We start from the raw sequence: 22,835 nt of genomic DNA on the forward strand, positions 1-22,835 counted from the left end.
GTCATCGATCTACACGGCGGCGGACCCGGCTCGTCCTGGGCATCGTCTCGCCGCGTGGGAGATCGGCTTCAGTTGCTCGCTCCTGGCGCAGCGATGAGACGTGTGGGTTCGAAACGCGCCCTTGTGGTCGGCGATCTGACCGCACTCGCGACGATCGCATCTTTTGCGACCGTGCACGCCGATGGCTTCGCAGGTGTGGAGGGGCATCGCGATGACATCGACGCGGTGCGCGAACCGCTACCGGCAAACCAGTATCCATATTCTTCTTACTGGGAAGGTAAACATGTGCGTGGTGGAGTCATGCTACGGGTTCGATCCGCCGTTACCGCTATGGGCTCTCTTTCCTGTCGGTGGACGCAGAGCAAAGCAGTCGCTGTCCGTTTTGCCCCCCATTGTGTCCGGCAGTCCCCTTCATTCCGATTGAGGCTTCCTGTTGAATTCTGTGAATCGCAAGAGAGCAAGCTATTGGCAATCGCCAGTGCAGGAGGTTCTTATGTATTACGCAACCCGATTGGTCGTCGCGACGGCTATGACCGCGGCTGCGACGGCGACTACGGTCGGGGTCGCCCTCGCAACACCCGACGTACCGGCGAATCCTGTCTCGGAGGTGCGCGCCGATAGCGGCGGCACATACGAAATCCGTTATGGTACAGGGCTTCCGGGCTATTCCACGGCGATCGCCAGGATCGATGCGATGGGCGCTGACCAGCCTACTTCGGTGTCCGATCCGGTATCGGACGCCGGCAGCAGCGCGCAGGCCGATATCAACAACGCGCTCAATCAGGCTGGTAACGAATTCATGCTCGCAGTGACGATCGGCAGTGTCGCGGGCGGAATAGTCGGTCTTGTCGGCGGTTGTGTCGTGGGCGCGGTTATCGGTGCGATAGGAGGCTGCATTCCCGGACTTGCGATCGGCGCGGCCCTAGGGCCGATCATCGGCAGCGCGGTTGTCGGTATTCCGGTCGGAATTGCCGCGCTGGTTCAGGCTTACAACGCCTTGCATGCCGCCGGAGAGGTCAGCGCACCGGTCGCTGCGCAGCCGAATTAACAGCGGTCGTCACGTCGGTCCGGAAAAGCTCCACAGCTGATACCAAGAAAGTCGATCGAAGACAATGAAATCCTCGATACCGCTTGCCGATAACTCGAATATTCGCCAACCGGACCTGGCGTTGCCGGCGACGCACCGAGTTACCGTCCGATGGATCGGTCTGTACGCGGTGGCGTGGTTGGGCATCTGGCTGGCGCAGCTCACTGCCTTCCAACTGTTGCTGCCGCAGCAACTCGATGACGTCCTCGGCGTCGGCGCGGAGTTGCGGCAGGACAATTGGCAGCGCAGCGTGACCGGCTTCGGAATTATCTCCGGCCTGTCGGCGGTGTGCGCTTTGGTGGGGTTTCCAATGACCGGTGCACTGAGTGACCGCACCACCGGCCCTTTCGGCCGTCGGCGACCGTGGATCCTGGGCGGCACGCTGTTGTTCGCCGTGTCGCTGGTCGGATTGGGCGTCCAGCACACGGCGATCGGTATTGGAATCTGCTGGTGCCTTGCGATTTTCGGATTCGCCATGGCATCGGCTGCACTCACCGCGATGATCGGTGACCGGGTGCCGCAGGAGCAACGGGGAGTCGTGTCCAGCTGGGTTTCTGCTCCCCAGGCGATCGGGGTGATCGTCGGACTGGTGCTCATCGCCGTACTGGGGCTGAGCCGGTTGGCCGGATACGTGCTATCGGCGGTGCTGCTGGTGATATGCGTGACGCCGTTCGTTTGGACGACGCCTGACCCTCCACTCAGTGATCGCCCAAGCGGGCGCGACTCGGTTGCGACGCTCATCCGTGTGCCCGACTTCTGCTGGACATTGGCGGGGCGGGTACTTGTCAATGTGGGGAATGCGCTCGGAACCTCGCTACTGCTGTATTACCTGCAGTTCGAGCTGCGGGTTTCCGACGTCGATACTTCGCTGCTCGTCCTGACGGGTATCTACATGGTCTTCGTCATCGTCGTCTCGATCGCGGGTGGCGTTTTGTCGGACCGGATCAGCCGCCGAAAACCCTTTGTTATGGCTGCCGCCATCTTGCAGAGCATCTCGGCCGTGGTCATCATCTGTACCGGAAGTCTGTGGGGGACAATGATTGCCGGCGCATTCATGGGTGCGGGCTACGGCTGCTTCACGGCGATCGATCAGGCGCTCGCCGCCGATGTGCTGCCGAGTGTGGAACACAGCGGCCAAGAACTCGGCGTCATGAATATCGCGATGGCCGTGCCGCAAGCAGTCGGACCACTCCTCGGTGCGTGGGTGGTCGATGTCTTCGGGTTCCCCGGACTGTTCGCTGCGGCCGGTGTGTTCACCGTGGTGGGAGGGGCCACGGTATGGCAGGTCAAGGGTGTGCGATAGGACGTTGCTCGCTGCGCAAGCGGATCCCGGTGGGGATCGGATTCGTTCGTGCATTCCGTCGGACCACACTCGGCGTGCGGCGTGTCCATCGCAGGTACGCTCGGCGAAATTCGCGGCCGTCACTGAATCCGACCTCGCGAGCAACTGCGTCGATGGTCATCGTCGATTCGCATAGCAGAAACGTTGCGCGCTGCTCACGCACTCGGTCGCGAACCGCGCTGAAGCTTTCGCCGGCGGCGTCGAGTTGCCGGCGCAACGTACGCTCTGTGACATGCAGCTGATCGGCGACCTCCGCCATGGTCAGCGAACAGCGAATGTTGCGACTGAGCAGAGCCTCCACCGAAACGGCGACGGCGGGTCGAGTGGCGGAGCCGTCGAGCAGGCGTCGGCATGCATCGATGGCGACGGCACGAACCGTGCTGTCGTGGGTGGGCAATCGGCGCTCCAGCAACGCGACCGGAAAACGTAGGTGGTTGGCGCCGGCCTCGAATCGCACCGGGCAGCGAAAGAAGCGCCGATATTCGTGCGCATACACCGGGGCCGGGTAACTCAGGTCTACCGAAGTGGGCGACTGGTCGGTGCCGAACACTGAACGCATGAAGACAACGGCGCTGCACAGGGCTTCCTCGACAAGGAACGTGGCTAGTTCCGGATCGGGTGCGCGTTCGTAGATCGAGAGCGTGACCTGGCCATCGGCGATTTCGGCATTGGCGTCGACCAGACTCCCGCTGGCACGATGCAATTCGAGCGCAATCTGTAGCGCTTCGGCGCCGGTGGCGCAGGCGCGCATAGCCAGACCGACGATCCCGAAGGACAGCAGCGCTTCGCGCCGGCCGACTTGCATGCCGATGGGCTGGTCCGGCATGGCGCGAATCGCTCGCCGCAGGATGGTGGCAGCCTGCAGGTAGGACAGCCTGATGGTGTCGGATGTGCTGAGGTCGTCCGGGCTGAGTCCGGTGCCATCGAGCCACGATGAGACGGGGTACCCTTCCCGCCTCCCGATCTCCACCAGGCCGGTGACTACAGTCGGCGGGATGATCGCGCGGGCCAGCGAATCGGGTGGATCGGCCATACCCACCTCCTTTCGAAATATATTCGCACCCAACGCATGTCGAGCCGCTTACCTCGCCACGGACGATCGCCGACGAAAGACAGCCGCGATCCTGCTCCCTGCGAGGATCGGCCTCGGGCACGCATTCTCACGAGTCGATCGCGGGGGTACTGCCGTAGCCGGTGCGGATTGCAACTTCGATGACGGCCTGGAGTTGTGTGTCGGTGAGTGGTGCGGGCCGCGCGATGGGGGCGGCGTCGAGGTATATCCGGCACAGCCATTCCAGTAGCAGTACGTTGTCCAACGCCGCGTCCAGCGAGGCTCCTACAGCCACCGATCCGTGATGTGCCAAGATCGCGGCCTTCTTGTGTTGCAGCGCGGTCAGTGTCGCGGATGCCAATTCTTCGGTACCGAATGGGGCGAACGGCACGATGGGGAGCGCGCCGCCGAGGAGGAGTTGCTGGTAGTGGACAACGGGAAGTTCCTCGGCGATCAGCGACAGTGATACTGCGCCGGGCGAATGCGCGTGTACTACCGCTCTGGCGTCGGAGGAACGGTAGACACCTAGATGGATCTCGAGCTCCGAGGTCGGTCGCAATCGCCCGCTGTGCTGGTTGCCGGAAAGATCGACGACCGTTACGTCCCGTGCTGTCGCGTCGGCGAGAGTTACTCCGGTGGCGGTGACAGCTACCAGATCGCCGATGCGTGCGCTGATGTTGCCGGCGGTGCCGAGCACGAGGTTGTGCGCGGCGAGCTGGTGACCGGTCCTGGCGATTGCTTCGCGAACTTCCTCGAGATCGGTGTCGCTCATGGTCGGCGAACCTGCTGTTCGGTCATGAGTTTCTGAACGGAGTCGAGGTCATACGCGCCGGAATCACTGCCGAGTCCCTGGGCGACTTGGGCGGCCGTGCTGTTCCCGAGGCGTGCTGCCTGTTCCGGGGGCATTCCCAAAGAAATGCCACGCATGAATCCGGCAGAGAACGCGTCGCCGCAGCCGCTGGTGTCGACGACATCGACGACGAACGGGGCCACCTCGGTGATTCCGGACTCGGTCGCGATCACAGTGGGGTGGGCGCCGGCCGTCGCGACGACGCAGCGTGCGCCGCGTTCCACGAGTCGACGACATCCCTCGTGCAGCGTCGACGCGCCCGTCCAACCCGTCACCTGCTCGTCGTTGGGCAGCAGATAATCGATGTGCGGTAGTGCGGCCTCGAAGTATTCGAGCGCCTCGGGTGTGCCGGGGGCGAGGCTGTCCGCCGACGTGGTCGCTCCGTGCTTTCGGGCGTGCGCGAGGATCTGCGCGGCAATGTCACCACCGTAGAATTCCGGCCCGCCCAGGTGTACCAGATCGGCGTCTGCCAACGCTGGCCACGGAATATATTGTGCCAAGTGCTGATTCGCTCCGATGACGTGGAGCGCGGGGCGCGATCCGTCCGGCCGAATCGGTAATACCGAGGCCGAGGTCTGCACATCCGGTACCCGGTGCAGCAGCGTGGTGTCGACGCCGTCGCGTTGCAGCAGCGTTGTCAGCAGATCGCCGAGGACGTCGTCGCCGATCACGCCGCACGAATACACGGACCCGCCCAATTTGGACATGACCACCGCCGTTCCTCCCGCGGTGCCCGCCGCGCTGATCGTGATCTGCTCGACCAGGGCGCCGCCCTGACCGGCGGGGATCTCCTCGACCGGACGCACCAGCGTGTCCAAGACGTGCACACCGATCATGAGCGCCCTGACTCGTGCGTTGGTGCCTGTCATCTGTGATTCCTTCCTTATCGGAGTCAATGCGGTTCGGCTTGGGGAAGGTGCCGAGTCACACGGTTGAGATCAGACGGGCGAGCCAGCCGCTGAATCGGCTGTAGGGGGGTTGGACCAGCCGGGTGACATCTGGGTGGAACGGCTTCTGGAACACCGCTTTCTCATGGCTGAACGTCGTGATCGACCGCTCACCGTGATAGGCGCCCATTCCGCTCGGACCCACGCCGCCGAACGGAAGCTCAGGGACCGCGAGATGCAGAATCGTGGTTCCGAGGACCGCGGCGCCGGAGCTGGTGTGGTCCACGAATCGGCGACGGGTGGTTCTCGATCCGCTGAAGACGTACAGCGCCAAGGGTTTGTCGCGTTCGTTGATGAACGAGATCGCCTGTTCGACGTCCGCTACTTCGACGATCGGCAAGATCGGGCCGAAGATTTCCGCACGCATGACGGGAGAGCGCGGATCGACTTTCGTCAACACCGTCGGGGCGAGGTAGCGGGTGCCTTTGTCGGCGACGCCGCCGATGACGGCGGTGCCGTCGTCGAGGAATCTCGTCAAACGCTGGAGGTGATCATCCGACACGATGCGGCCGTAGTCGGGGCTCTGCTGAGGATCGTCGCCGAACAGGTGCCGTACCGCGTCGGTGAGCGCCGCTTCGATCGCCGGCCGAGCTGCCGGTGTCGTGAGGAGGTAATCCGGTGCGACACAGGTTTGTCCGGCGTTGACGAATTTGCCCCAAGCAATCCGGCGTGCCGCAATCGTGAGGTCGACGGTGTCATCGATCCACACCGGCGACTTGCCGCCGAGTTCCAGGGTGACCGGAGTCAATGTCGCAGCTGCAGCCTCCATGACGATCCGACCGACTCGGCCACTCCCGGTGAAGAAGATGTGATCGAAGCGTTCCCGCAATACAGCGGTCGTGGTGTCGACGCCGCCCTCGATGACACGGGTGGCGCGAGCGTCGAGATATCGCGGTACGAGCTCTGCCACAATCCGTGAGGTGGCCGGGGCGAGTTCGCTCGGGCGCAGCGCTACCGCGTTGCCCGCTGCCAAGGCCCCGACCAGTGGGCCGAGCAGCAGTTGGAGCGGGTAGTTCCACGGCGCAATGACCAGAACAACGCCGAGTGGTTCACGTACTACGCGTGCGCGGGCCGGTTGCAGCTTGAATGGTACGGAAACGCGTTGCGGTCGCAGCCACCTTTTGAGGTGCGACAGAGTGTGGTCGATTTCCCCGACGACGACGCCGATCTCGGTCATGAGCGCTTCTGTCGCGCTCTTGCGCAGGTCTTGGTGGAGCGCGGTCGCGAGGGCGTTTTCGTTTTCGAGGAGTAGTCGGCGTAGTGCGCGCAGTTGGTCGGCGCGCCACGCGACGGGCCGAGTCACCCCGTCCTGGAATGCTGTTCGAAGGTCGGCTATCTGTGTCGATGGCATCATCGTGATCCCTCTTCTGTGTCCGGTCGGTGTGTCACTCGCCCCTCGGCATTCGGCCGAGGATTGCGTTGCGCGCCCGAGCGGGCATGATGCGGCCGAAACCGACCAGCGCGGCGGTCGACCACGGGAACGAATACGACTCGCGACCTGTGACGACCGCACGAATCATGTGTGCGGCCGCGGCGTCCTCGTCGATCTCGCCGGGAGCGGCCATACCGTCGCCCACCGTCGACTCGGTCCTGACGAAACCGGGGTAGATGGATACGAATCGAATGCCGCTTTTCGCGTATTCGATCCGGTATGTGTCGAACAGGACCCGCAGTGCTGCCTTGGCCGCCGAGTACGGGCCTTGCAGTGGGATGCCGTACCAGCCGGCGAGTGAGTTGGTGTGCGCGACGATTCCCGAGCCGCGCTCGCGCATGTGCCGCAGGACCGGCACGAGATAGTTCACGGCGACGTCGTAATTCGTCCGCATGTATTCGGTGATGTCCTGCGCGGCGAGAGCGGTGAGGTCGAGGGCGGGTGCGCCCCCGGCATTCAACAGAACGAGATCGATTCGACCGTGCAGATCGATGACGTCGTCGACGACCTGTTGCGCGGCGGCCGCATTCGTCGCGTCGGCGGGGTGCGCCGAGCACCGACGGCCCCGCCCGGTCTGTACGGCGGCGATCTCGTTCAACAGCGTTGCGCGTCGAGCGGTAATAGCGACGGTCGCGCCCGCCTCCGCGGCCCGTTCGGCGAAGCGCCTTCCTATCCCAGTGGAGGCGCCAACCACGAGAACAACCTTGCCGCTGAGGCTAATTCGTGTCATCGGATCTCTCCGAGAGAATGACCAACTCCAGCATGCGCATCGACGCATCGAACTCGGCCGGCATCGACTTGGCGAGCAGCTTGTGCACCAGTGCGCCCAACTGGCGCGGACGTAGATCGAAGTGGAACTCATAGGTCATCGACGTGCCGTTACCGTCGTCGATCGGTGCGAAGCGGAAGACATTGATGACATTGGTGAGTGGGGCGAATCCCTTGCCCGAATCGATACGCAAGCTCATCGGCTCGATCGTTTGCACGGTCCACTCGGCCCGGGTTGTCAGCGGTCCTATCGACTTCACGCGCTCGGTGTAGGTGTCACCCTTTCGGGCTTGTTCGTGATGCTCGGTCACCTCGAGAACGCTGCTGACCCAGTCCGCGTATCTACTGGTATCGCTGGTGAGGTTCCACACCTCTTCGGGGGACACTCTCAGATTTCGGTGGGCACTGATGACGAATCGGTCGGTCACGGTAGATCTCCCTCTGCGGCAATAACTTCGGCCGCAGTATGTGCGCCCGAGTGGACGGCGCCGTCCATGAATCCATTCCAGTAGTGCGAGTGTTCGGCGCCTGCCCAGTGCACGCGCCCGAACGGGACGTCGCGCCAACGCCCCAATTCGGTCAGCACGCCAGGGGTGAGAACGGATGTTGGTCCGCCCCTGGTCCATTCCTCGCCAGTCCAGTCCTTCTCGATGCAGTTCGTCGGTTGCAGTGCGCGAGGGCCGACCACGGTGCTGAATGCGCGCAGGACGGCACCGCGGCGTTCGCGCGCCGGTTTGGGCGCCCAGTCCCGCCACTGCCGTCCGCCGACGAAGCCCATCAGCACGCCGGGGCCACCGTCGGGCGGCGAATTGTCGAACATCGAACACACCGGAAACGAGGGATCGCGGAACACGGCCTGACCGGAAAGGCCGTCCGCGCGCCAGAAGGGCTCCGGATATACCGCCTCGAACTTGGCGAGCGTACCGAAGTTCATGCGCTGGAACAGCGCCTCCTGCGGTGCCGGAAGCACCGGATTCCAGGCGATTCGCGTGGCGAGCACCGGGGGAGCGGTAACGATCACCCGCCGCGCCGTCCAACTGTGTTCGTCGGTGTGGACCACCACCTCTGTGGCGGTTTGATCGATGCGTCGCACTGGCGCACCCAGGGTGATCGCATCGCCCAGTTCCTCGGCCAGCACCAACGAAATACGCTGCGAGCCACCGACAAACCGAGCTTCCTGGGCGCCGCCGACCACATCCATCATCCGGGCGACCGTGCCCGGGGCATGTTCGTTACCGGCTCCGGCGACGTACCAGAGCCCGTACAACGCAGACGAGTCACTCGCCGATCCGCCAAAAGCAGAACCGAGCAGGATGTTGAGCAGGTCCAGGCCACCGTCGGTGATGGCGGCTCGACGCGCCCATGTGGTCAGAGTCTGGGAGTCGAGAGCGTGCGCGTTCGGCGCTCGCCACGGCGCGTCGATGGGGATTGTCCGGGACGCCCGGTCCATTCGAGCCATGAGGAGGGCAACGTCGGCGAGCGCGGTGGGATCCGGTGGCACGCCGTCGCCGAACCTACGTGACGTTCCGTTCTTGACATAGGTGCTGTCACCTTTGTTGTAGCTGGGGAACGTATCCACGCCGAGCTCGGTCGCGAGGTCGAGAATATGGTCCTGCGTCGGCCCGACGAATTGTCCACCGGCTTCGACGACATGACCATCGCCGAGCTCATGGTTGACCGTCCGGCCGCCGACCCGGTCACGGGCCTCCAGGACATGAACATCCTGACCCGCCGCACGCAGGTCGCGAGCCGCAGTCAATCCCGCCAATCCGGCGCCGACCACTACGACATCTGTGCGGTACTGCACGGTTCCTCCTGTGCTGGTTCGTAACACGGCATGAAAACTCCTGGGGGGGTGTGACCTGCACCAGAGGGAGGTCGCCGAGGTGAGCTGGTGTCACGAGCCTATTCGAATATTGGCCATTTGGCCAGAATTCGTTCCGGATTGATAGTGTGCCGTTCATGAGCAACGGACGTCCGGCGCGATACGCGCGAGGTCGTGAGCGGCGCGACGAGCTGATCAGTGCGGCGATCGCGGTCATCGCCGAACGCGGGATCGAGCGTGTGACGTTCCGCGCGGTCGCGGACCGGGCCGGCTTTCCTGCGTCGACGACGAGTTACTTCTTCAGCTCGGTGGACGAGGTGATCGACGCGGCCATCACCCGTGTCGCGGAAACGATTACCGGCAACGTGGCCGACCTGCTGGAGACCGCTCGATCCGGCGAGATGACCCGCGACGAGCTGGCCGAAAGCCTGATCGAACTCGTCGCCGGGCAGGACAACGACGATTCCGTTGCCCAGTTCGAGGCATACCTCGCCGTCCGCCGGCGTCCAGAACTGGCCGAGCCGGTGCATCGCATTATGGCGAGCATCGAGGAAGCGGCCGAAAAGGCGCTCGAGAGCTTCGGCGTCGCGGATCCGAGCATCCCCGCCAAGCAATTCCTGGCCCTGATCGATGGATTCACTCTGCAGGAAATCGCTCGACCGGGCCGGCCCGAGAGCCGCCGAGCCCTGAGCGATCTCATGACCCGCATCCTGGACTCGTACGCCAAATGAGCTGACTGCCCGATCGCAGGCCGATCGACCGTTTTTCGAGGTGGGGGAGCGGGACCAGAACGGGACCACGCGCTATGAACGCCCGCTGTCGACCAGCACATCTGGAGCGCACGGAAACTTTGAAAGTAGTACTGTGACCTGCACTTTCGGCCCCCGACCGACCTGGGTTCAAGTGGTCGCAGGTTCAAATCCTGTCATCCCGACAACCGGTAGACCTTGACAGGCGTAGTTGAACCAGGCTGTCGACGATGATAAGGATGTGCTCGATCTCGGCATCCGAACAACTAACCTGGTCGCCGCCGCTTCCGAACTACTGCGCCTCGCGAACCACGAGGTGGTGTCGGTGTCGGATCGAGTACCGTTCCCGGTAGATCCGGTAGAAGTATCTCTCTTCCCTTGAGTGAATCGCTGTAGCGCGAACCTTCTGCAGTCTTGGTGGCACGTTCGAGCCATAGGCGTGCCGCCGCAGGATCCGGTGGATCCACCACGGACTCGAATAAATTGGCAAGGTTCTGCATCGCAAGTCTGTCACCATATTCAGCAGCGCGTTCCCACCATATTTGGGCAGTAACAAGGTCAGGTGGGGCGAGATAGTAAGCGAGGAGTTGCCCAAGGATTGTCATCGCGTTTCGGTCACCGAGGCGCGCAGCTTTCTCTACCCAACTTCGGGCTGAGATAATATCTGGTGGTTCTACGTTGCTCAACAGTAAATAGCCGAGGTTGCACATCGCGCCCGTGTCACCAAGTTCAGCTGCGCGTTCAAACCACGTCCTTGCTCCGTCGAAATCAGGAGGCTCCAGAAGGGTGCACTTTAAGGCGCCTAGATTTGTCATGGAGCGAGTGTCGCCAGCCAGCGCTGCGCGCTCATACCAGGTCTCAGCAGAGACAAGGTCGGGAGCGTCTTTACGCGTCGCAAATAGCATGCCCAAATTATGCATGGATGCTGATTCACCATTTTCGACTGCGCGCTCATACCAATACTGAGCTTCAGGGTACCTCCCAAGAGAAGACAGGATACCGCCGAGGTTGGTCATTGCCGGAGGATGCCCTGCTTCGGCAGCGTGCTGGTACCACCCTCGGGCGCCTTCAAGGTCGGGCGGCGTCGATTGATTTGCTAGTAGATGCGCCAAGTTATGCATACTCACAGGTACGCCAGCTTGCGCTGCGGTCAGATACCAGCGTTTAGCGGCCTCGATGTCCGGCGGATCGAATTTGCTGCTCAACAGATTTCCGAGATTCACCATCGAATTTGTGTCACCTGATAGTGCGCCGTACTCGTACCATCGGCGCGCTGCCACAAGGTCCGGTGGAGATTGCACTTCTGACAACAGAATAGCGAGGTCGAACGCCGAGTGAGGTTCACCAGCCGCGATGGCACGTCTCCACCATTTCTTCGCAAGCTTCAGATCAGCAGGCTCCCACTTGTATGCGAATAAATTGCCCAGGTTGTGCATCGCTGCCGACTCGCCGAGACTGGCTGCGCGTTCGCTCCAATATCTAGCGGCGACGATTTTCGGTTCTGGGAGCTCCGAAAGAAGTGCGCCAAGGCTGACCATCGCGGCTGTGTGATCATCTTCAGCGGCTTTCTGGAATGCCGCAATCGCCACGGATATCTTCTCGCGGAGATACGCAGCCGAGCCGATTGCAAATGCCACGGACGCAGACGATTGATCTAGGATCTTCATCCAGAAATTTTCCGGAATAGGCCGCGCTGGCGGTGACTGTCCATCATCTGCTGCGACCAGATAGTCGAACGGATCGTATCCGCGGGCGTTTCCATCGAGCGGGATCGTGGAGAGGGGCCCGACGCGTGCTGCGGACTCAGGCGCTACTCGGAGCCTTTTAAGGGCATCGCGCAGTGTTTGTTCGTCGGCATCAAGTTCAGGATGCCCTGCCCGCAGGGTGTCCTTCGCGTATGTGATCAGCGTTGCTTCGTCGATGGGATGCGGCACCCCGACTCGCACCCAGTCGATCGCGACAGTGAGCAGCGCATGTCCGTACGGGTCGGAGAACTCAGCTGCACGATATAGGCCGAGCAGCACTGGTGCACCGGCCATGTGAGCGCCAAGACCGAAGGTGAGGTCCTGGTTCGGGTAGGCGCCCTCTGCGGCAGTTTGTTCATTTGGGTCGGCGGTCGTTGGCAAGAGTTCGATTATGATCGCACGGTCGAGTAGCAGTCGAAGATCTCGCGAGGGTTCACCTGTTGCGGCTCGCAACCTGGCCAGTTCCTCCAGGCGGAGCGTGGCTACGATCGCCGTGTGGCCAGCGCGAGCGTTGAAGCGCGAAGTCTGTATGTTTGTGATAGGTCTTTCGTGAGTGAGGTATCGCTGGAGGTCGTCGAGCCATATGACTACATCCGTAAGCGTCGTCTGTACGGCGGGATGTTCAGCGACTTTATCGATCTCGCCTGGAACCGGTGACACAAGCAGTGCGTTCGGAGCGACAGACCGGATTGCCTCATAGAGGCTGCGAGTCTTGCCGGCCTTGGATGGCCCGGCGAGCAAGATTATCCGATCAGTGGGCGTTTCTTCGGCAATCGCAGCGCGTACTGCATCACGGATTCGCGTGTCGACGTCATTGTATGTCCGTGGCACGTACGGGTCATGTCGAATGTAGCTCTCCGAGTCGCCATACGGCGAAACCGTTGCTCCTAGGCGATAAGGATCGAGATCTTTTGTGTAGGGTAATAGATCGCCTGCGAGCACTTCGACTAATTCGTGCAACGGTCGGACCGGGATGCTCATCGCCCACGGCATATGCTCCATGTGGGATATCCCAAGCGCCTCTGAAATAGCTTGTGTTACTGGATTGCTACTTGCCGCGATGCGGTCGAACCCGATCAGCCGGAGAGCGGATTCACCCTGTCTCGGGTGATGTTCGACGATGACGCCAATACCGCGGTTGGCGTGGAACACAACTGCACCGGACAAGCCTCCCCAGGCCGGTTCTTGGATACGTCGGTCGGTTCCGTTTGAATATGGCTTGTTGCGATCAGCTATCGACGTCTGGGGCGCGTCGAGTACAGGTCTCACAAGAGGTTCCCGCATCAGCAAATAGTTGGATTCGACACCGTCCAGCTGGTAGATTATTCCGTGTAACTCAGCCAGCTGGCGCGTCGCGTCCTTCGGATCTCGTTGGAAGATCGGAAACCCCACCGCAACGCAGTCGGACAGTATTCCGGTTACATCTCGTCGAACTCGGGCTAATTCGGGTTGAGGGGTGTCGCTAGACCAGTCTTGATGCTCAGGAAGTCGGATAACTGCAATATCCAGATCTGGTGCCGCACTGACTGAAGAATTGGGGATACGTAGGAATTTTCCGTCGCTTGCTCGGATTACACGGATCCCGAGACCGTATTGACCTGTCAATTTGTTACGCGTGCAATGTCGCGCGGTGACCACCAAGCGGGGTGCGATCAGGAAGCCGCTACCGACTTGTGAACGATTGCCAGGAAGTGAGACGACCACGGCGACGACGTGGTCCAACCGAACGGCAGAGCTGTCGCTTTTCGATGCGGTCACCAAGGTCGCCGTTGATCTCGGCTAGTCTGCGCCTGCGTCAACTGGACCGAAGCGATCGCCTTCTGCGTTCATGCTGGCGATCGAAAAGTCTTGCGTCGTGGTTCCGTCTGGTAGGCCCCACATCGGTGTCAACAGGAGCTTGAGGGTCTGGGTTCGAGCTTTCTCGTAGGTGCCGCCGAACTCGATAATCTTCCATCCGATTTGACCGTGCGCGTCCTTGGTGACCGCAGCCTCGACCGTTAGCTCAATGGGTTCTAGGCCAAACCGCATAGGTTGGTTCCAGCCGTCTTGCATCGCGGAGGTGAGCTCTTCGCGCAGTGCACGTATCGCATCCGCCAAGCCCACCAGTGCTCTGTCTGACATTTCGCCCCTTCTGAGTGATGCATTGCGTGCCGACGAACCCCTAGAATCATGCCGTTTCCGAGCGGCTTCCGCTAGACATCGACGTTATTCGTCTAACCGGCCAACAGAGGTACTGTTCTTCGAACCGGCCAGACGGTCTGGGAAAGGCTGCGGAATCTCGGACAATGCAAGATTGTGGTCCTGGTTCGCGGAGTTTGGCGCACAGTGTTCTGACGTCACGGCACGCTAGCACTCGACGATCGCTCCGATGAATGCCATCGTGATTCAACCCTGATTCGGACACACGGTCTGAATATCGACCCTGGTTAGACCCACCTCCAGGTTATCTCGTGGATGGGCGCATCCTCACTCCTCGCGCACGCAAGGCCTTCCACACACTGCCCTTGGCCTTTCTTAAGTTTGAGCCCGATAGTTCTCAACGAGTCTCCAGCAGCGTAAAGTTCGACAGCTCTGTCGATTTCGTCCTCCGTCATCGGTTGGTAGCGCATCTCGGCGCCGTGCTCGAGCAGGATCTTCAGCAGCCCACCCTTCGACAGGTGGTGCCTCTCGCACAACTCGCCAGTCGAGCTGCCGCTGAGATAGGCGTCAACCAACTGAGCGATCGCGCTAGCGGACAGGCGTCGGTCCAGCCGTCGTGCCTGGACGGAGCTGTTGGCCTTCGTCAGCTGCCGCGGCACGGATACATCCACCAGCTTGATGACCTTGCGCAGCTGCTCGACCTGTCGGTGTTTCAAGTAGCGTCCCAGTAGGTCGACTGGAACGGAGGATAGAGGACGGCACTTGAACCGTCCGATCCCGCGGTGACACCGACAGCGGGGGTATGCTGACGGCCGAGCCGAAGATCGCAGCAACTGGGCGGGAATCGGGGGATGCTTCCGAACTGGGGGGAGCAATGGGGCAGCTGTGGATCAGGACTGCAGCTGGACCTGATGAATTGCGATGGTTGCTCGATCGACGTCGCCAGAAATGCAGTCGCCGACTGGCGATCGTTCCTCGAACAGCACGGCTACCTCTGAGGCCCCAGTTTTCCTACACGTCGAGGCGTTGCCGAAAGGAATACGCGTGGGGGACAGGGCCCCAGCCTCCTCATGGCTCGATTGTCTGACCTCACTCGCCCGTGTCAAGGGAAAGAGCGCCCTTGACACGACCTCCCTCCGCTCAGGGATGGCCAGTATGAGGAAGCACGGGAAGAGAAGTCACCAGACTTACCCCTACGGGCTTCGTATCACTAGAGTGTCACTACCACCGACACTCCCGGACGACCGGAAAACCGAATCCCCACGTCACGATCCCCTTGACAATCGAAGTCGAATCGGATTGGCCGACGCCGATTAGCGCCTGCCCGGTGTAGCTCATCCAATGCATGGTGAGCGCCGGTCTCAGGGTGATGTAACCGCCGGGTCCGAAACACACCCACATCTTTCGACTCCGTTTGCTCAGGTACTCGCCGACTGCGGCTCAGGAGGTGAGTCGTCGTGCCGGACGGTTAGCCCTGACAACGTGACCGCCGTCTGCACGTTCATAGCCGCGGTCGGCGACAGTGCCATCTTCATTCTCAGGTCGCATCCCTTTGCCAAGTGCAAGGCTTCTTTTTGCGGCAGAATCCCCAATTGCCGCGACGAACGCATGACGCTGGCTGGGAATCCGGGGACTACCGAACTCAGCGGAAATGCGATCGCAACGACTTCTGCTGCGGTCTTGATGGCAGTCTCCGCCTCGACCTTGCTGAGGGCCGCACCCTTGTGAGCTGCTTTGTTGCGCGTAGCGCCGACGTTCTGGACCAAATTCTTGGGTAATCGCCCTGAGGCGTGTCGCTTCTTGTGGAGCTGCGTGAGCTTGAAGAGTCCATGGTGTGCGCCGAACTCTCTCGTACGTTCGGCTTGGCTCGTTCCGTCGTCATCAAACTTTCGGTCGATAAGCGCGATCACGGATAGTTCTGTTGCAGTGCAGGCGTCTATCGCTGCACGTCGGTACTCGCCAGCGTTGAGCAGGGAGCGCGCATCCCTCATGAACAACCATTCGGCGTCGGGTTGCGTTTCACGCGCTGCCAGATCCAACGCGGACTGTAGTTGGTGCTCATCGAGGACTTCGACTTGATGTATTCCGCCCGTCAGAAACTGGTAGCTGATGCCTGCCTTGCGGATACCGGCTGAGTCGCCGCTCCACATCTGTACCGAATCGTTGAGGATGCTCCGCTGGGCGCGTTTGAGGCTGGCAAAGTCCTGCAAAGTGAGAACGTCGAGCCAGTCGCACACGGACTTCCACCAGACCGCCAACTCGTCACCGAACTGCTCGGCGGCCGCCTGGAACTGGGCCTCATCGTTCGCTGCAACCTCTGAGTGAACAACGCACCGCAGGATGTGCGCATAGGTCGGCGTCTCTGCACTAGCGCCAGCAACAGACCCCCACTCGTCACTTGACCAGTAGGCGTCTCGGTCGTCTCCCGCGAGAACGTATGTCCACGGCGCGCGTCGGAGTCCGTTCTCCTCTGGGCCGTCACTTCGCGTTGGCAACGTGATGGACAACCCGTAGTTCGCTGTTCGCGAGAGGAACGTCTGCCCGAGGCAGTCGGGCGTCACCAAAAAGCCACTACCACAGGCGAAATGACCCTCCAGAGGCCACGCGGTAGTTGTCTCTTCGCTGTCTTCAACCACGAGATGGTCCGCCCCTTCGATTTCGTGTGCTTACTGTTGCACGTGCACCCTATTTCGAGGCACCGACAACGGGACCAGAACGGGACACCGCGAGTGGTCGCCGCGCGTTGTTTACCAGGGTGTAGCTCGTCTGACCAGCGTTGGCCGTGGCGGCAGTATCGTTGCGGGGGTCACCGTCCGATCCCATGCGCAGCTGAGGCTGTACCAACACAACTTGGCGAGCTATCGTCGATATCTGCAGTGCGCGCGGGCGCCTATCTGTTGGTGGCCGAACATATCTTGTCCGTACACTGCGTGCGTCGATGACATGTTCGTGATGCTGGCAGAGCGGCGGTAAGGATGCATTTCGATGAGAGCCGTATCGCCGGGCTGAGTCCGGCATACGCACGGATCATGGAGCTACTCGATCTCTACCCGCGCGGGGTTCAAGCACGGCGATTAGCGGAGTTACTGCGCCCGTGGGATGCCAAGAACACGGAGGAACCACCCAGTGGCAAGGAGATCAAGTCGCTTCGGTCCAAGCTGGCGAACCTGGAGAGCAAGGGGCTGGTGGCTATTGAACGGACCACCGAGTACGGCAATATCTATCGTCCGGTAGGTAGCTATTTCGACATGGCGAATTGGACTATCGAGGGTGCCCGGGAGAACTATGTCAAGGACCGTATGGAGCGCTTCGGAGCGGATCAACTCCCGGTAGCTGCGTATTCGATGACGCTCGGCGTATGGCGGAACACGATTGTGGAGGACGCCCATGCGGGCAATGGGCTGAACCGAATCAGCGATGGAGAAATGATGGCTGCAAATGTGGCCGTGTTCCGTCTGTGCCGCGAATTTCTAATGGTGGGTGATCGTAGTCGGGCAGCGTGGCTACGCTTGCTGGATGAGCTGATTCTTCCTGCTGATGGGATTAAGGTTGGGTCGCGCAACGTGGCCGATCTGCTCGGTGAGCATTATCAAGAGTGGATGAGCAGCGCGGCGTCAACACTTATGTATTGGGCTGATCTCACAGAGCGTGAAGACCACGACATGGAATGGTTTATCGCGGTGAAATCCTGTTTCGGCAGTCCTCACCGAGAATGGTTCGGTATGCCGGATTGGCCACGGCTGGTAGACGCGTTTGTGGCCAAGGAATATGGCGGCTCGACCAGTCCGGCCGATGCGGCGCGGTACCCGGATATCTATACCGATGGCGTGAAGCCGCGCGCGAAACTGCCAATTTCGGACGACGAACTGCGTGACGGGTTACTGCAGGGTCCGGACCGCATGGACTCCAAGGTGCTGGATTGGTGCATCGGCGACGGAATCGGATACATGAAACTGGATCGCGACTAGAACGGCCGCGAGACGCGCCAGAAGGCGGATCACCCCTGCTCACCTGCACATCGATACACCTCGCCCGCGCAACGCCTTCCACACGCTCCCCTTGGCTTTGCCCAAACTTCGCGCCGCAGTGTTCAATCATTGCCCGCCTGTGTAAAGCCGTACCGCCCAGTCGATCTCGTCCTCCGTCATCGGCTGGTTCCGCATCTGCACCCCATGCTCCCGCAGGATCTTCAGCAGCCCGCCTTTCGAGAGGTCGTACCGTTCGCACAGCTGGTTCGTGGATGAGCCTTCCCGATAACCCTCAACCTCGGCCACGATCGCAGACGACAGCCGTCGATCCAACCGCCGCGGTTTCACCGCGATGCTGTCTGCCGTCGAAGGTCCGCGAGTCGGGGCAGCGTCCACCTTGGCGATAACCGTACGCAGCCAATCTGGTTCCCATTGTTTCAAGTACCGTCCGGTAGCCCTGACCAGGTCAGAGGTAGTTTCCACTCCTCCACCGCATTCGGGCTCGTCGGCACCGAGCCGGCAGGCGGCTTGACGTGGGTGCCGTCGAACAAGGGAAGTTGAACTCGACGTCAGAATCGAATATGGTATCGACTTATATTGCCGCGGTGGACGAGGTGACCCTGAGTATGGACACACACAATCTGCTGGACGAGTGGCTGGGGCTCGGTAGCCGCCAGGTCGCGACGAATGGGATCGAGTTGCGGGTCGTCGAGCACGGCGACGGTCCCGCTGTTCTGTTCTGTTCTGTCATGGCTTTCCCGAGCTCGGATTCTCTTGGCGCCACCAAGTTTTCGCGCTCGCCGAGGCCGGTTTCCGGACGTTGACTCCGGATATGCGCGGATACGGTGGCAGCTCTCGGCCCGGCCGGATCGAGGACTACGACATGGCCACCCTGTGCGCTGATCTCGTCGGTGTCCTCGACGAGGTCGGTGTCGAGGATGCGATCTTCGTCGGCCATGACTGGGGTGCGTCGGTGGTGTGGCAGGTGGCCCTTCGGCATCCGGAACGAGTGCGGGCCGTCGCGGGGCTGAGTGTTCCCGCTACACCGAGGTCGGCCGCGCCGCCGTTGCCGATACTGCGGTCCCGGCTCGGCGACGACTTCTATATGTGCTGGTTCCAGGAGCCGGGTCGCGCGGACACGGAGCTCGCGTCGGACGTGCGCCGTACGCTGCTGCAGGACGATGTCGTCAGTGCCCGGGATCTGTTGAGCGGCAACGGTTCCGAGATGCCCGCTCCGGCCTGGCTGAGCGAGGACGAACTCGGTTACTACATCGCGACTTTCACGACCACCGGGTTCACCGGCGGACTCAACTACTACCGCAATCTCGACCGTAACTGGGAACTGAGTGCGCACCTGGCCGATGCGAAGATCCACCAGCCTGCGCTGTTCATCGCCGGGTCGGAGGATGCCGTCATCCGGTTCACCCCGACGACCAAGATGGCTTCCGTACTCTCCGACCTGCGGGCGCCCGTTGTCCTGGACGGGGCGGGACACTGGATTCAACAGGAACGTGCCGCCGAAGTCAGCGCCGCGCTGATCGACTTCGCCCGCAGCGTCGGCTGAAGGTCTATACGTCGGTCTCGAGCGCCTGCCGATAGCGCGCGGACAGCGTATGCGGGAATCCGAGGTCACCTTCGGTTACTCGGATCGCCAATGGTGCGGCGAGTGCACGCAGGCGCGCGCACCCGGCTTCGCCGATCGCTTCGTACGGATAGACCGAGAGTTCATCGGTCCGGCTCTCGATCGCGCCGCGCCGCTCGGAGCCCTGCTCGCTCAGCACGGCACCATCGTCGGTCAGCCAACCCCGCTCACGAAGCCGTCGCACACCGTCGGCCCATTCCGCCTCGCTCCAGGATCGGCTGGCGCGCAACACTTCCGGCGATATCTGGCCGGTCGCGCTGTGGGTGATCAATGCCTCGATACCGTCCAGCCCCTCCGTCAGTAGCAGGGCGACGTGTCCGTCGCCGCGGTACTCCCGCAACAGTGTCTGCGCATGCCACAGCACCAGATGTGGTTCGTCGGGCCACGGCGGCGCCGCATGCGCCGCGAACAACGGACGGCCCTGCGGGCGTTCGCAAGCACGTTCGGCGGCTCGCCGGGCAAGCTCGGCGGCCGCACGCACCTCGGGGCCGCTGATGTCATCACCCCACACCTGCCGAAGCGACCGGTCGACCGCACGCAGACGAGCTCGAAAGATATCTGCGGGAGAGGCGATTTCCCATGCGGCTGGGATGACGGCCCGCACCGCGGCCGGATTGAAATTGAAGAATGTGGCGATGGTGACCTCGGCAGGCACCTGCCCGAATGCCGCGGACCGGGCTGCGAAGTACATCATCCGCGGATCCGTAATGCCCAACTCACGGTAGGCATCCGGGCCGTGCGGGGTGAAGTAGATCATCCCGTGGATCGGCTCGAGTGCGCGGAAGGTCAGATGGGCACTGTGCGGTGAGACCGTGGTCAAGGGCGTTGCTCCGGTATCTGCTTGTGGCCGTGCATCATTTGGATTACTTCTCGAAGTACCGGCGTGGATTGCGCACCAGAATCGCGTCGATATCGTCCTCGGTGAGTCCGCGCGCGATCAGCGCCGGAATCACATCCGCACTGATGTGCCGGTAGTTCCACTTCGGCGCGACCTGCGCTTTGGCAACGGGGTCGAACCAGTCGATGTGGCACGCCGCGTCATGCGCGATAACGACCTTGTCCAGGTAGCCGCGCCGCACCAGTTCGACAATGGTGTCGATCCGATCCTCGAAGGGCAGCAGGACGTCGAGCCCATCTCCACCATCGGCTCGGGCCGGTCGAACAGCAAACCCGGCCCGGTGTAATGGAATTGAAAGGGCACATCGTTGTAGGTGTAGATGCCGGTGGCGACGATGATCCGCAAATCCGTTCTGGCCGCGATCTTCTGGATGCGCGGCAGATAGCGGCCCAGCCCGAGCACGGTCGGGTCGAGGATGGTGTCGATGCCGAGGGATTTCAACTCGTTCAGTTGGTCGACGGCGTCGTCGACACGGGCGTCCTCGTCCCAGTCGGCGTACGTTCTGCCGGAATTCCTCGCCGAGTACGAAGACGTGCTCGTGCACCAGGACGCGGCCGAGTTCGGCGGAGTCGACGGTTCCGGTCGCGGTGGGGATTGCGGTCATCGGGCTGCCTTGTCTGTGAAGAGGTTCGGATCCAGCGCGCGTTTGAGGATCTTGCCGGTGGCGCCCTTGGGCAGCTGGTCGGTGAAGGCGAAGCGATGCGGCACCTTGTAGGCGGACAGCCGCTCTTTGGCCCAGGACCGCAGATCAGCCGGATCGAGTTCGACCCCGGGGGTGGCGGCAACGATCGCGCCGACCTCCTCGCCGTAGTGGTCGTCCGGAATACCGATCACTGCCACTTCGACGACGTCCGGATGCTCGTACAGCACTTCCTCGACCTCGCGCGGATAGACGTTGTATCCGCCACGAATGATGAGATCCTTTGCGCGGTCGACGATGTAGACATAGCCGTCGGCGTCGACGCGGCCCAGATCGCCGCTCTTCAACCAGCCGTCGGACAAATCGGCGGCGGTGGCGTCGGGCCGGTTCCAGTACCCCTTCATGATGCTCGGGCCGCGCAGGAAGATCTCGCCGACGGCATCGGCGGGCAGCACCTTGCCGTCGGGATCGCGAACCTCGATCGACGTCCCGGGCAGGGCGGCGCCGACCGATCCCACCCGCTGTTCGCGATTGAGCGGGTTGTAGGTCGCCGCACCCGTCGATTCGGTCAGGCCGTAGCCCTCGAGGATGGTGCAGCCGAAACGATCCGAGAAGGCGCGAATCACCTCACCGGGCAGGGACGCCCCGCCGGACGCCGCCAGCCGCAGGCTCGCGAAGTCCGCCGCACTGTAGTCACCGGCCGCGTGCAGCATGGCATTCCACATGGTCGGTACACCGGCGACGTGGGTGAGTTGCTGATCGCGGATCATCGCGATCATGGCCCGCGGTTCGAATGGCGTCACCATGGCGAACGATGCGCCCGCATGCAGCGCGGTGAGCATACACACCGCCTGCCCGTAGACATGGAACAGCGGCAGACCGGTGCCGAAGCGATCGTCCGGACCGAGCTGCAGCTGATCGGTGAAGATTCTGGCGGTCTCGGACAGATTGGCGACGGTGAGTTCGACGCCCTTCGGTTTACCGGTGGTTCCGGAGGTGTAGAGCAGCACCGCGGTGTCGTGGGCGCGGCGGCGCACCGGTTCGGCCACAGGCTGGGCCGGGTCGGCGTGCGCGCCCGGCGCGAGCACGAGCAATGGCAGATTCCGTTCGGCGGCCGCCTCCTGTGCGACCTCCTGCGCGCTGTGCCATGCGATGACGATCCGTGCGCCGGAATCATCCAGCACATAACCGATTTCGGGCGCAGTAGCCATGGTGTTCATGGTGATGGCGACGGCGCCGATGAGCTGTGCGCCCAGATATGCGATGACGAATTCACCGACGGTGGGTGCCACCAGCAGCACCCGGTCGCCCGTGGCGATACCGGATTCGCGCAGCAGGCCGCCGTAGGCCGCACTGCGCCGGGCCAATTCGCCGTAGCGCAGGTGTGCGTCCGCGGTGCGCAGCGCGATGGCATCGGGGCGTTCGGTGGCGTGCTGCCAGCAGCGGTCGGCGACATTGGTCGGCTGATCCGATGCGGTCGGGGGAGCCGGATTCGCAGACATGGCATGCTCCAGATTCATGAGTGGGCTAGCACCGATGTGACCCGGGCCACGTCAGTGGATCGGAACATTAATTGAATTTGGCGTCACATTCAAGGGATGTTGCGCCGATCCCGGTTGGCGCCGGCGCCGGCGCGGCATCGCGGGGTCGCGGGAGCGGCGTGCGCTGTTACGATCCACCACATCAGCGAGCCGGACGACAGCGAGTGAGGCAGTGAACACCCAGGAAGCGACCGAGAACCAGCCCGGTCGG

The 22,835-nt window shown here is 62.2% G+C and carries 18 protein-coding genes and 2 pseudogenes; 5 read left to right on the top strand and 15 right to left on the bottom strand.

Features of this window, described 5'->3' with window-relative positions:
• The first annotated feature begins 607 nt into the window (after positions 1–607).
• Positions 608–1,048: a hypothetical protein gene (locus OG874_RS06430; RefSeq protein ID WP_330254193.1), complete on the top strand. Its 441-nt coding sequence runs from the start codon at positions 608–610 to the stop codon at positions 1,046–1,048.
• A 64-nt stretch (positions 1,049–1,112) separates the two neighbouring features.
• Complete coding sequence (locus OG874_RS06435) at positions 1,113–2,390, top strand: MFS transporter (RefSeq protein WP_330254194.1); 1,278 nt, start codon at positions 1,113–1,115, stop codon at positions 2,388–2,390.
• Here the strand turns inward: OG874_RS06435 and OG874_RS06440 are convergent.
• From OG874_RS06440 to OG874_RS06470, 7 genes are all read right to left on the bottom strand, one after another.
• Positions 2,374–3,462 carry an AraC family transcriptional regulator gene (locus tag OG874_RS06440; protein ID WP_330254195.1) on the bottom strand — a complete coding sequence of 363 codons (1,089 nt, stop codon included), beginning with the start codon at positions 3,460–3,462 and terminating at the stop codon, positions 2,374–2,376. The genes OG874_RS06435 and OG874_RS06440 overlap by 17 nt on opposite strands.
• 127 nt (positions 3,463–3,589) lie before the next feature.
• Entirely contained in the window at positions 3,590–4,252 is a 663-nt protein-coding gene (locus OG874_RS06445; protein ID WP_330254196.1) for a class II aldolase/adducin family protein, read from the bottom strand.
• On the bottom strand, positions 4,249–5,199 hold the full coding sequence (locus tag OG874_RS06450; protein ID WP_330254197.1) for a carbohydrate kinase family protein: 951 nt from the start codon (positions 5,197–5,199) through the stop codon (positions 4,249–4,251). Before OG874_RS06450 ends, OG874_RS06445 begins: the two co-directional genes overlap by 4 nt.
• A 55-nt stretch (positions 5,200–5,254) precedes the next feature.
• A complete protein-coding gene (locus tag OG874_RS06455) occupies positions 5,255–6,631 on the bottom strand; it encodes an aldehyde dehydrogenase family protein (RefSeq protein WP_330254198.1) in 1,377 nt (458 codons plus the stop codon).
• A 31-nt stretch (positions 6,632–6,662) separates the two neighbouring features.
• On the bottom strand, positions 6,663–7,439 hold the full coding sequence (locus OG874_RS06460; RefSeq protein ID WP_330254199.1) for an SDR family NAD(P)-dependent oxidoreductase: 777 nt from the start codon (positions 7,437–7,439) through the stop codon (positions 6,663–6,665).
• The gene (locus OG874_RS06465) at positions 7,426–7,905 is read right to left on the bottom strand and encodes an SRPBCC family protein (protein ID WP_330254200.1); all 480 of its coding nucleotides are present in this window, start codon (positions 7,903–7,905) and stop codon (positions 7,426–7,428) included. The genes OG874_RS06460 and OG874_RS06465 overlap by 14 nt, the downstream gene beginning before the upstream one ends.
• Positions 7,902–9,284: a flavin monoamine oxidase family protein gene (locus tag OG874_RS06470; protein ID WP_330254201.1), complete on the bottom strand. Its 1,383-nt coding sequence runs from the start codon at positions 9,282–9,284 to the stop codon at positions 7,902–7,904. Before OG874_RS06470 ends, OG874_RS06465 begins: the two co-directional genes overlap by 4 nt.
• Positions 9,285–9,439: 155 nt before the next feature.
• Between OG874_RS06470 and OG874_RS06475 the strand changes: the two genes are divergently transcribed.
• Complete coding sequence (locus OG874_RS06475) at positions 9,440–10,033, top strand: TetR/AcrR family transcriptional regulator (protein ID WP_330254202.1); 594 nt, start codon at positions 9,440–9,442, stop codon at positions 10,031–10,033.
• A gap of 284 nt (positions 10,034–10,317) precedes the next feature.
• Here the strand turns inward: OG874_RS06475 and OG874_RS06480 are convergent, their stop codons facing one another.
• The 4 genes from OG874_RS06480 to OG874_RS06495 all read right to left on the bottom strand — a co-directional run bounded on the left by OG874_RS06480 (position 10,318) and on the right by OG874_RS06495 (position 16,571).
• Entirely contained in the window at positions 10,318–13,554 is a 3,237-nt protein-coding gene (locus OG874_RS06480; protein ID WP_330254203.1) for a bifunctional trypsin-like peptidase domain-containing/SEL1-like repeat protein, read from the bottom strand.
• Positions 13,555–13,575: 21 nt separating this feature from the next.
• Complete coding sequence (locus tag OG874_RS06485) at positions 13,576–13,917, bottom strand: trypco2 family protein (protein WP_330254204.1); 342 nt, start codon at positions 13,915–13,917, stop codon at positions 13,576–13,578.
• A 305-nt stretch (positions 13,918–14,222) separates the two neighbouring features.
• Positions 14,223–14,651 (bottom strand): helix-turn-helix domain-containing protein, encoded by a 429-nt coding sequence (locus OG874_RS06490; protein WP_330254205.1) that lies wholly within the window; start codon positions 14,649–14,651, stop codon positions 14,223–14,225.
• Positions 14,652–15,353: 702 nt separating this feature from the next.
• The gene (locus OG874_RS06495; protein WP_330254206.1) at positions 15,354–16,571 is read right to left on the bottom strand and encodes a hypothetical protein; all 1,218 of its coding nucleotides are present in this window, start codon (positions 16,569–16,571) and stop codon (positions 15,354–15,356) included.
• 393 nt (positions 16,572–16,964) lie between these two features.
• Between OG874_RS06495 and OG874_RS06500 the strand changes: the two genes are divergently transcribed.
• Positions 16,965–17,903, top strand: coding sequence for a hypothetical protein (locus tag OG874_RS06500; protein WP_330254207.1), 939 nt, complete (start codon positions 16,965–16,967; stop codon positions 17,901–17,903).
• A gap of 126 nt (positions 17,904–18,029) precedes the next feature.
• Here OG874_RS06500 and OG874_RS06505 read toward each other — a convergent pair whose 3' ends face one another.
• On the bottom strand, positions 18,030–18,209 hold the full coding sequence (locus OG874_RS06505) for a hypothetical protein (protein ID WP_330254208.1): 180 nt from the start codon (positions 18,207–18,209) through the stop codon (positions 18,030–18,032).
• A gap of 320 nt (positions 18,210–18,529) precedes the next feature.
• Here OG874_RS06505 and OG874_RS06510 point away from each other — a divergent pair.
• A pseudogene (locus tag OG874_RS06510) lies at positions 18,530–19,467 on the top strand (alpha/beta fold hydrolase).
• A 4-nt stretch (positions 19,468–19,471) separates the two neighbouring features.
• Here OG874_RS06510 and OG874_RS06515 read toward each other — a convergent pair.
• From OG874_RS06515 to OG874_RS06525, 3 genes and pseudogenes are all read right to left on the bottom strand, one after another.
• Positions 19,472–20,365 carry an SCO6745 family protein gene (locus OG874_RS06515; protein ID WP_330254209.1) on the bottom strand — a complete coding sequence of 298 codons (894 nt, stop codon included), beginning with the start codon at positions 20,363–20,365 and terminating at the stop codon, positions 19,472–19,474.
• A 43-nt stretch (positions 20,366–20,408) separates the two neighbouring features.
• Positions 20,409–21,047: pseudogene (locus OG874_RS06520) on the bottom strand (hypothetical protein).
• Positions 21,044–22,585, bottom strand: a complete 1,542-nt coding sequence (locus tag OG874_RS06525) for a long-chain-fatty-acid--CoA ligase (RefSeq protein WP_330254210.1) — start codon at positions 22,583–22,585, stop codon at positions 21,044–21,046. Before OG874_RS06525 ends, OG874_RS06520 begins: the two are co-directional and overlap by 4 nt.
• Positions 22,586–22,835: the final 250 nt, after the last annotated feature.

Source organism: Nocardia sp. NBC_00565, from assembly GCF_036345915.1.
GTDB lineage: Bacteria > Actinomycetota > Actinomycetes > Mycobacteriales > Mycobacteriaceae > Nocardia.

Bases quoted from the DNA above. Each gene is read 5' to 3' on its own strand.
- OG874_RS06435 (WP_330254194.1), top strand. From the start codon at position 1,113: ATGAAATCCTCGATACCGCTTGCCGATAACTCGAATATTCGCCAACCG.
- OG874_RS06440 (WP_330254195.1), bottom strand. From the start codon at position 3,462: ATGGCCGATCCACCCGATTCGCTGGCCCGCGCGATCATCCCGCCGACT.
- OG874_RS06445 (WP_330254196.1), bottom strand. From the start codon at position 4,252: ATGAGCGACACCGATCTCGAGGAAGTTCGCGAAGCAATCGCCAGGACC.
- OG874_RS06450 (WP_330254197.1), bottom strand. From the start codon at position 5,199: ATGACAGGCACCAACGCACGAGTCAGGGCGCTCATGATCGGTGTGCAC.
- OG874_RS06455 (WP_330254198.1), bottom strand. From the start codon at position 6,631: ATGATGCCATCGACACAGATAGCCGACCTTCGAACAGCATTCCAGGAC.
- OG874_RS06460 (WP_330254199.1), bottom strand. From the start codon at position 7,439: ATGACACGAATTAGCCTCAGCGGCAAGGTTGTTCTCGTGGTTGGCGCC.
- OG874_RS06475 (WP_330254202.1), top strand. From the start codon at position 9,440: ATGAGCAACGGACGTCCGGCGCGATACGCGCGAGGTCGTGAGCGGCGC.
- OG874_RS06485 (WP_330254204.1), bottom strand. From the start codon at position 13,917: ATGTCAGACAGAGCACTGGTGGGCTTGGCGGATGCGATACGTGCACTG.
- OG874_RS06500 (WP_330254207.1), top strand. From the start codon at position 16,965: ATGGAGCTACTCGATCTCTACCCGCGCGGGGTTCAAGCACGGCGATTA.
- OG874_RS06525 (WP_330254210.1), bottom strand. From the start codon at position 22,585: ATGTCTGCGAATCCGGCTCCCCCGACCGCATCGGATCAGCCGACCAAT.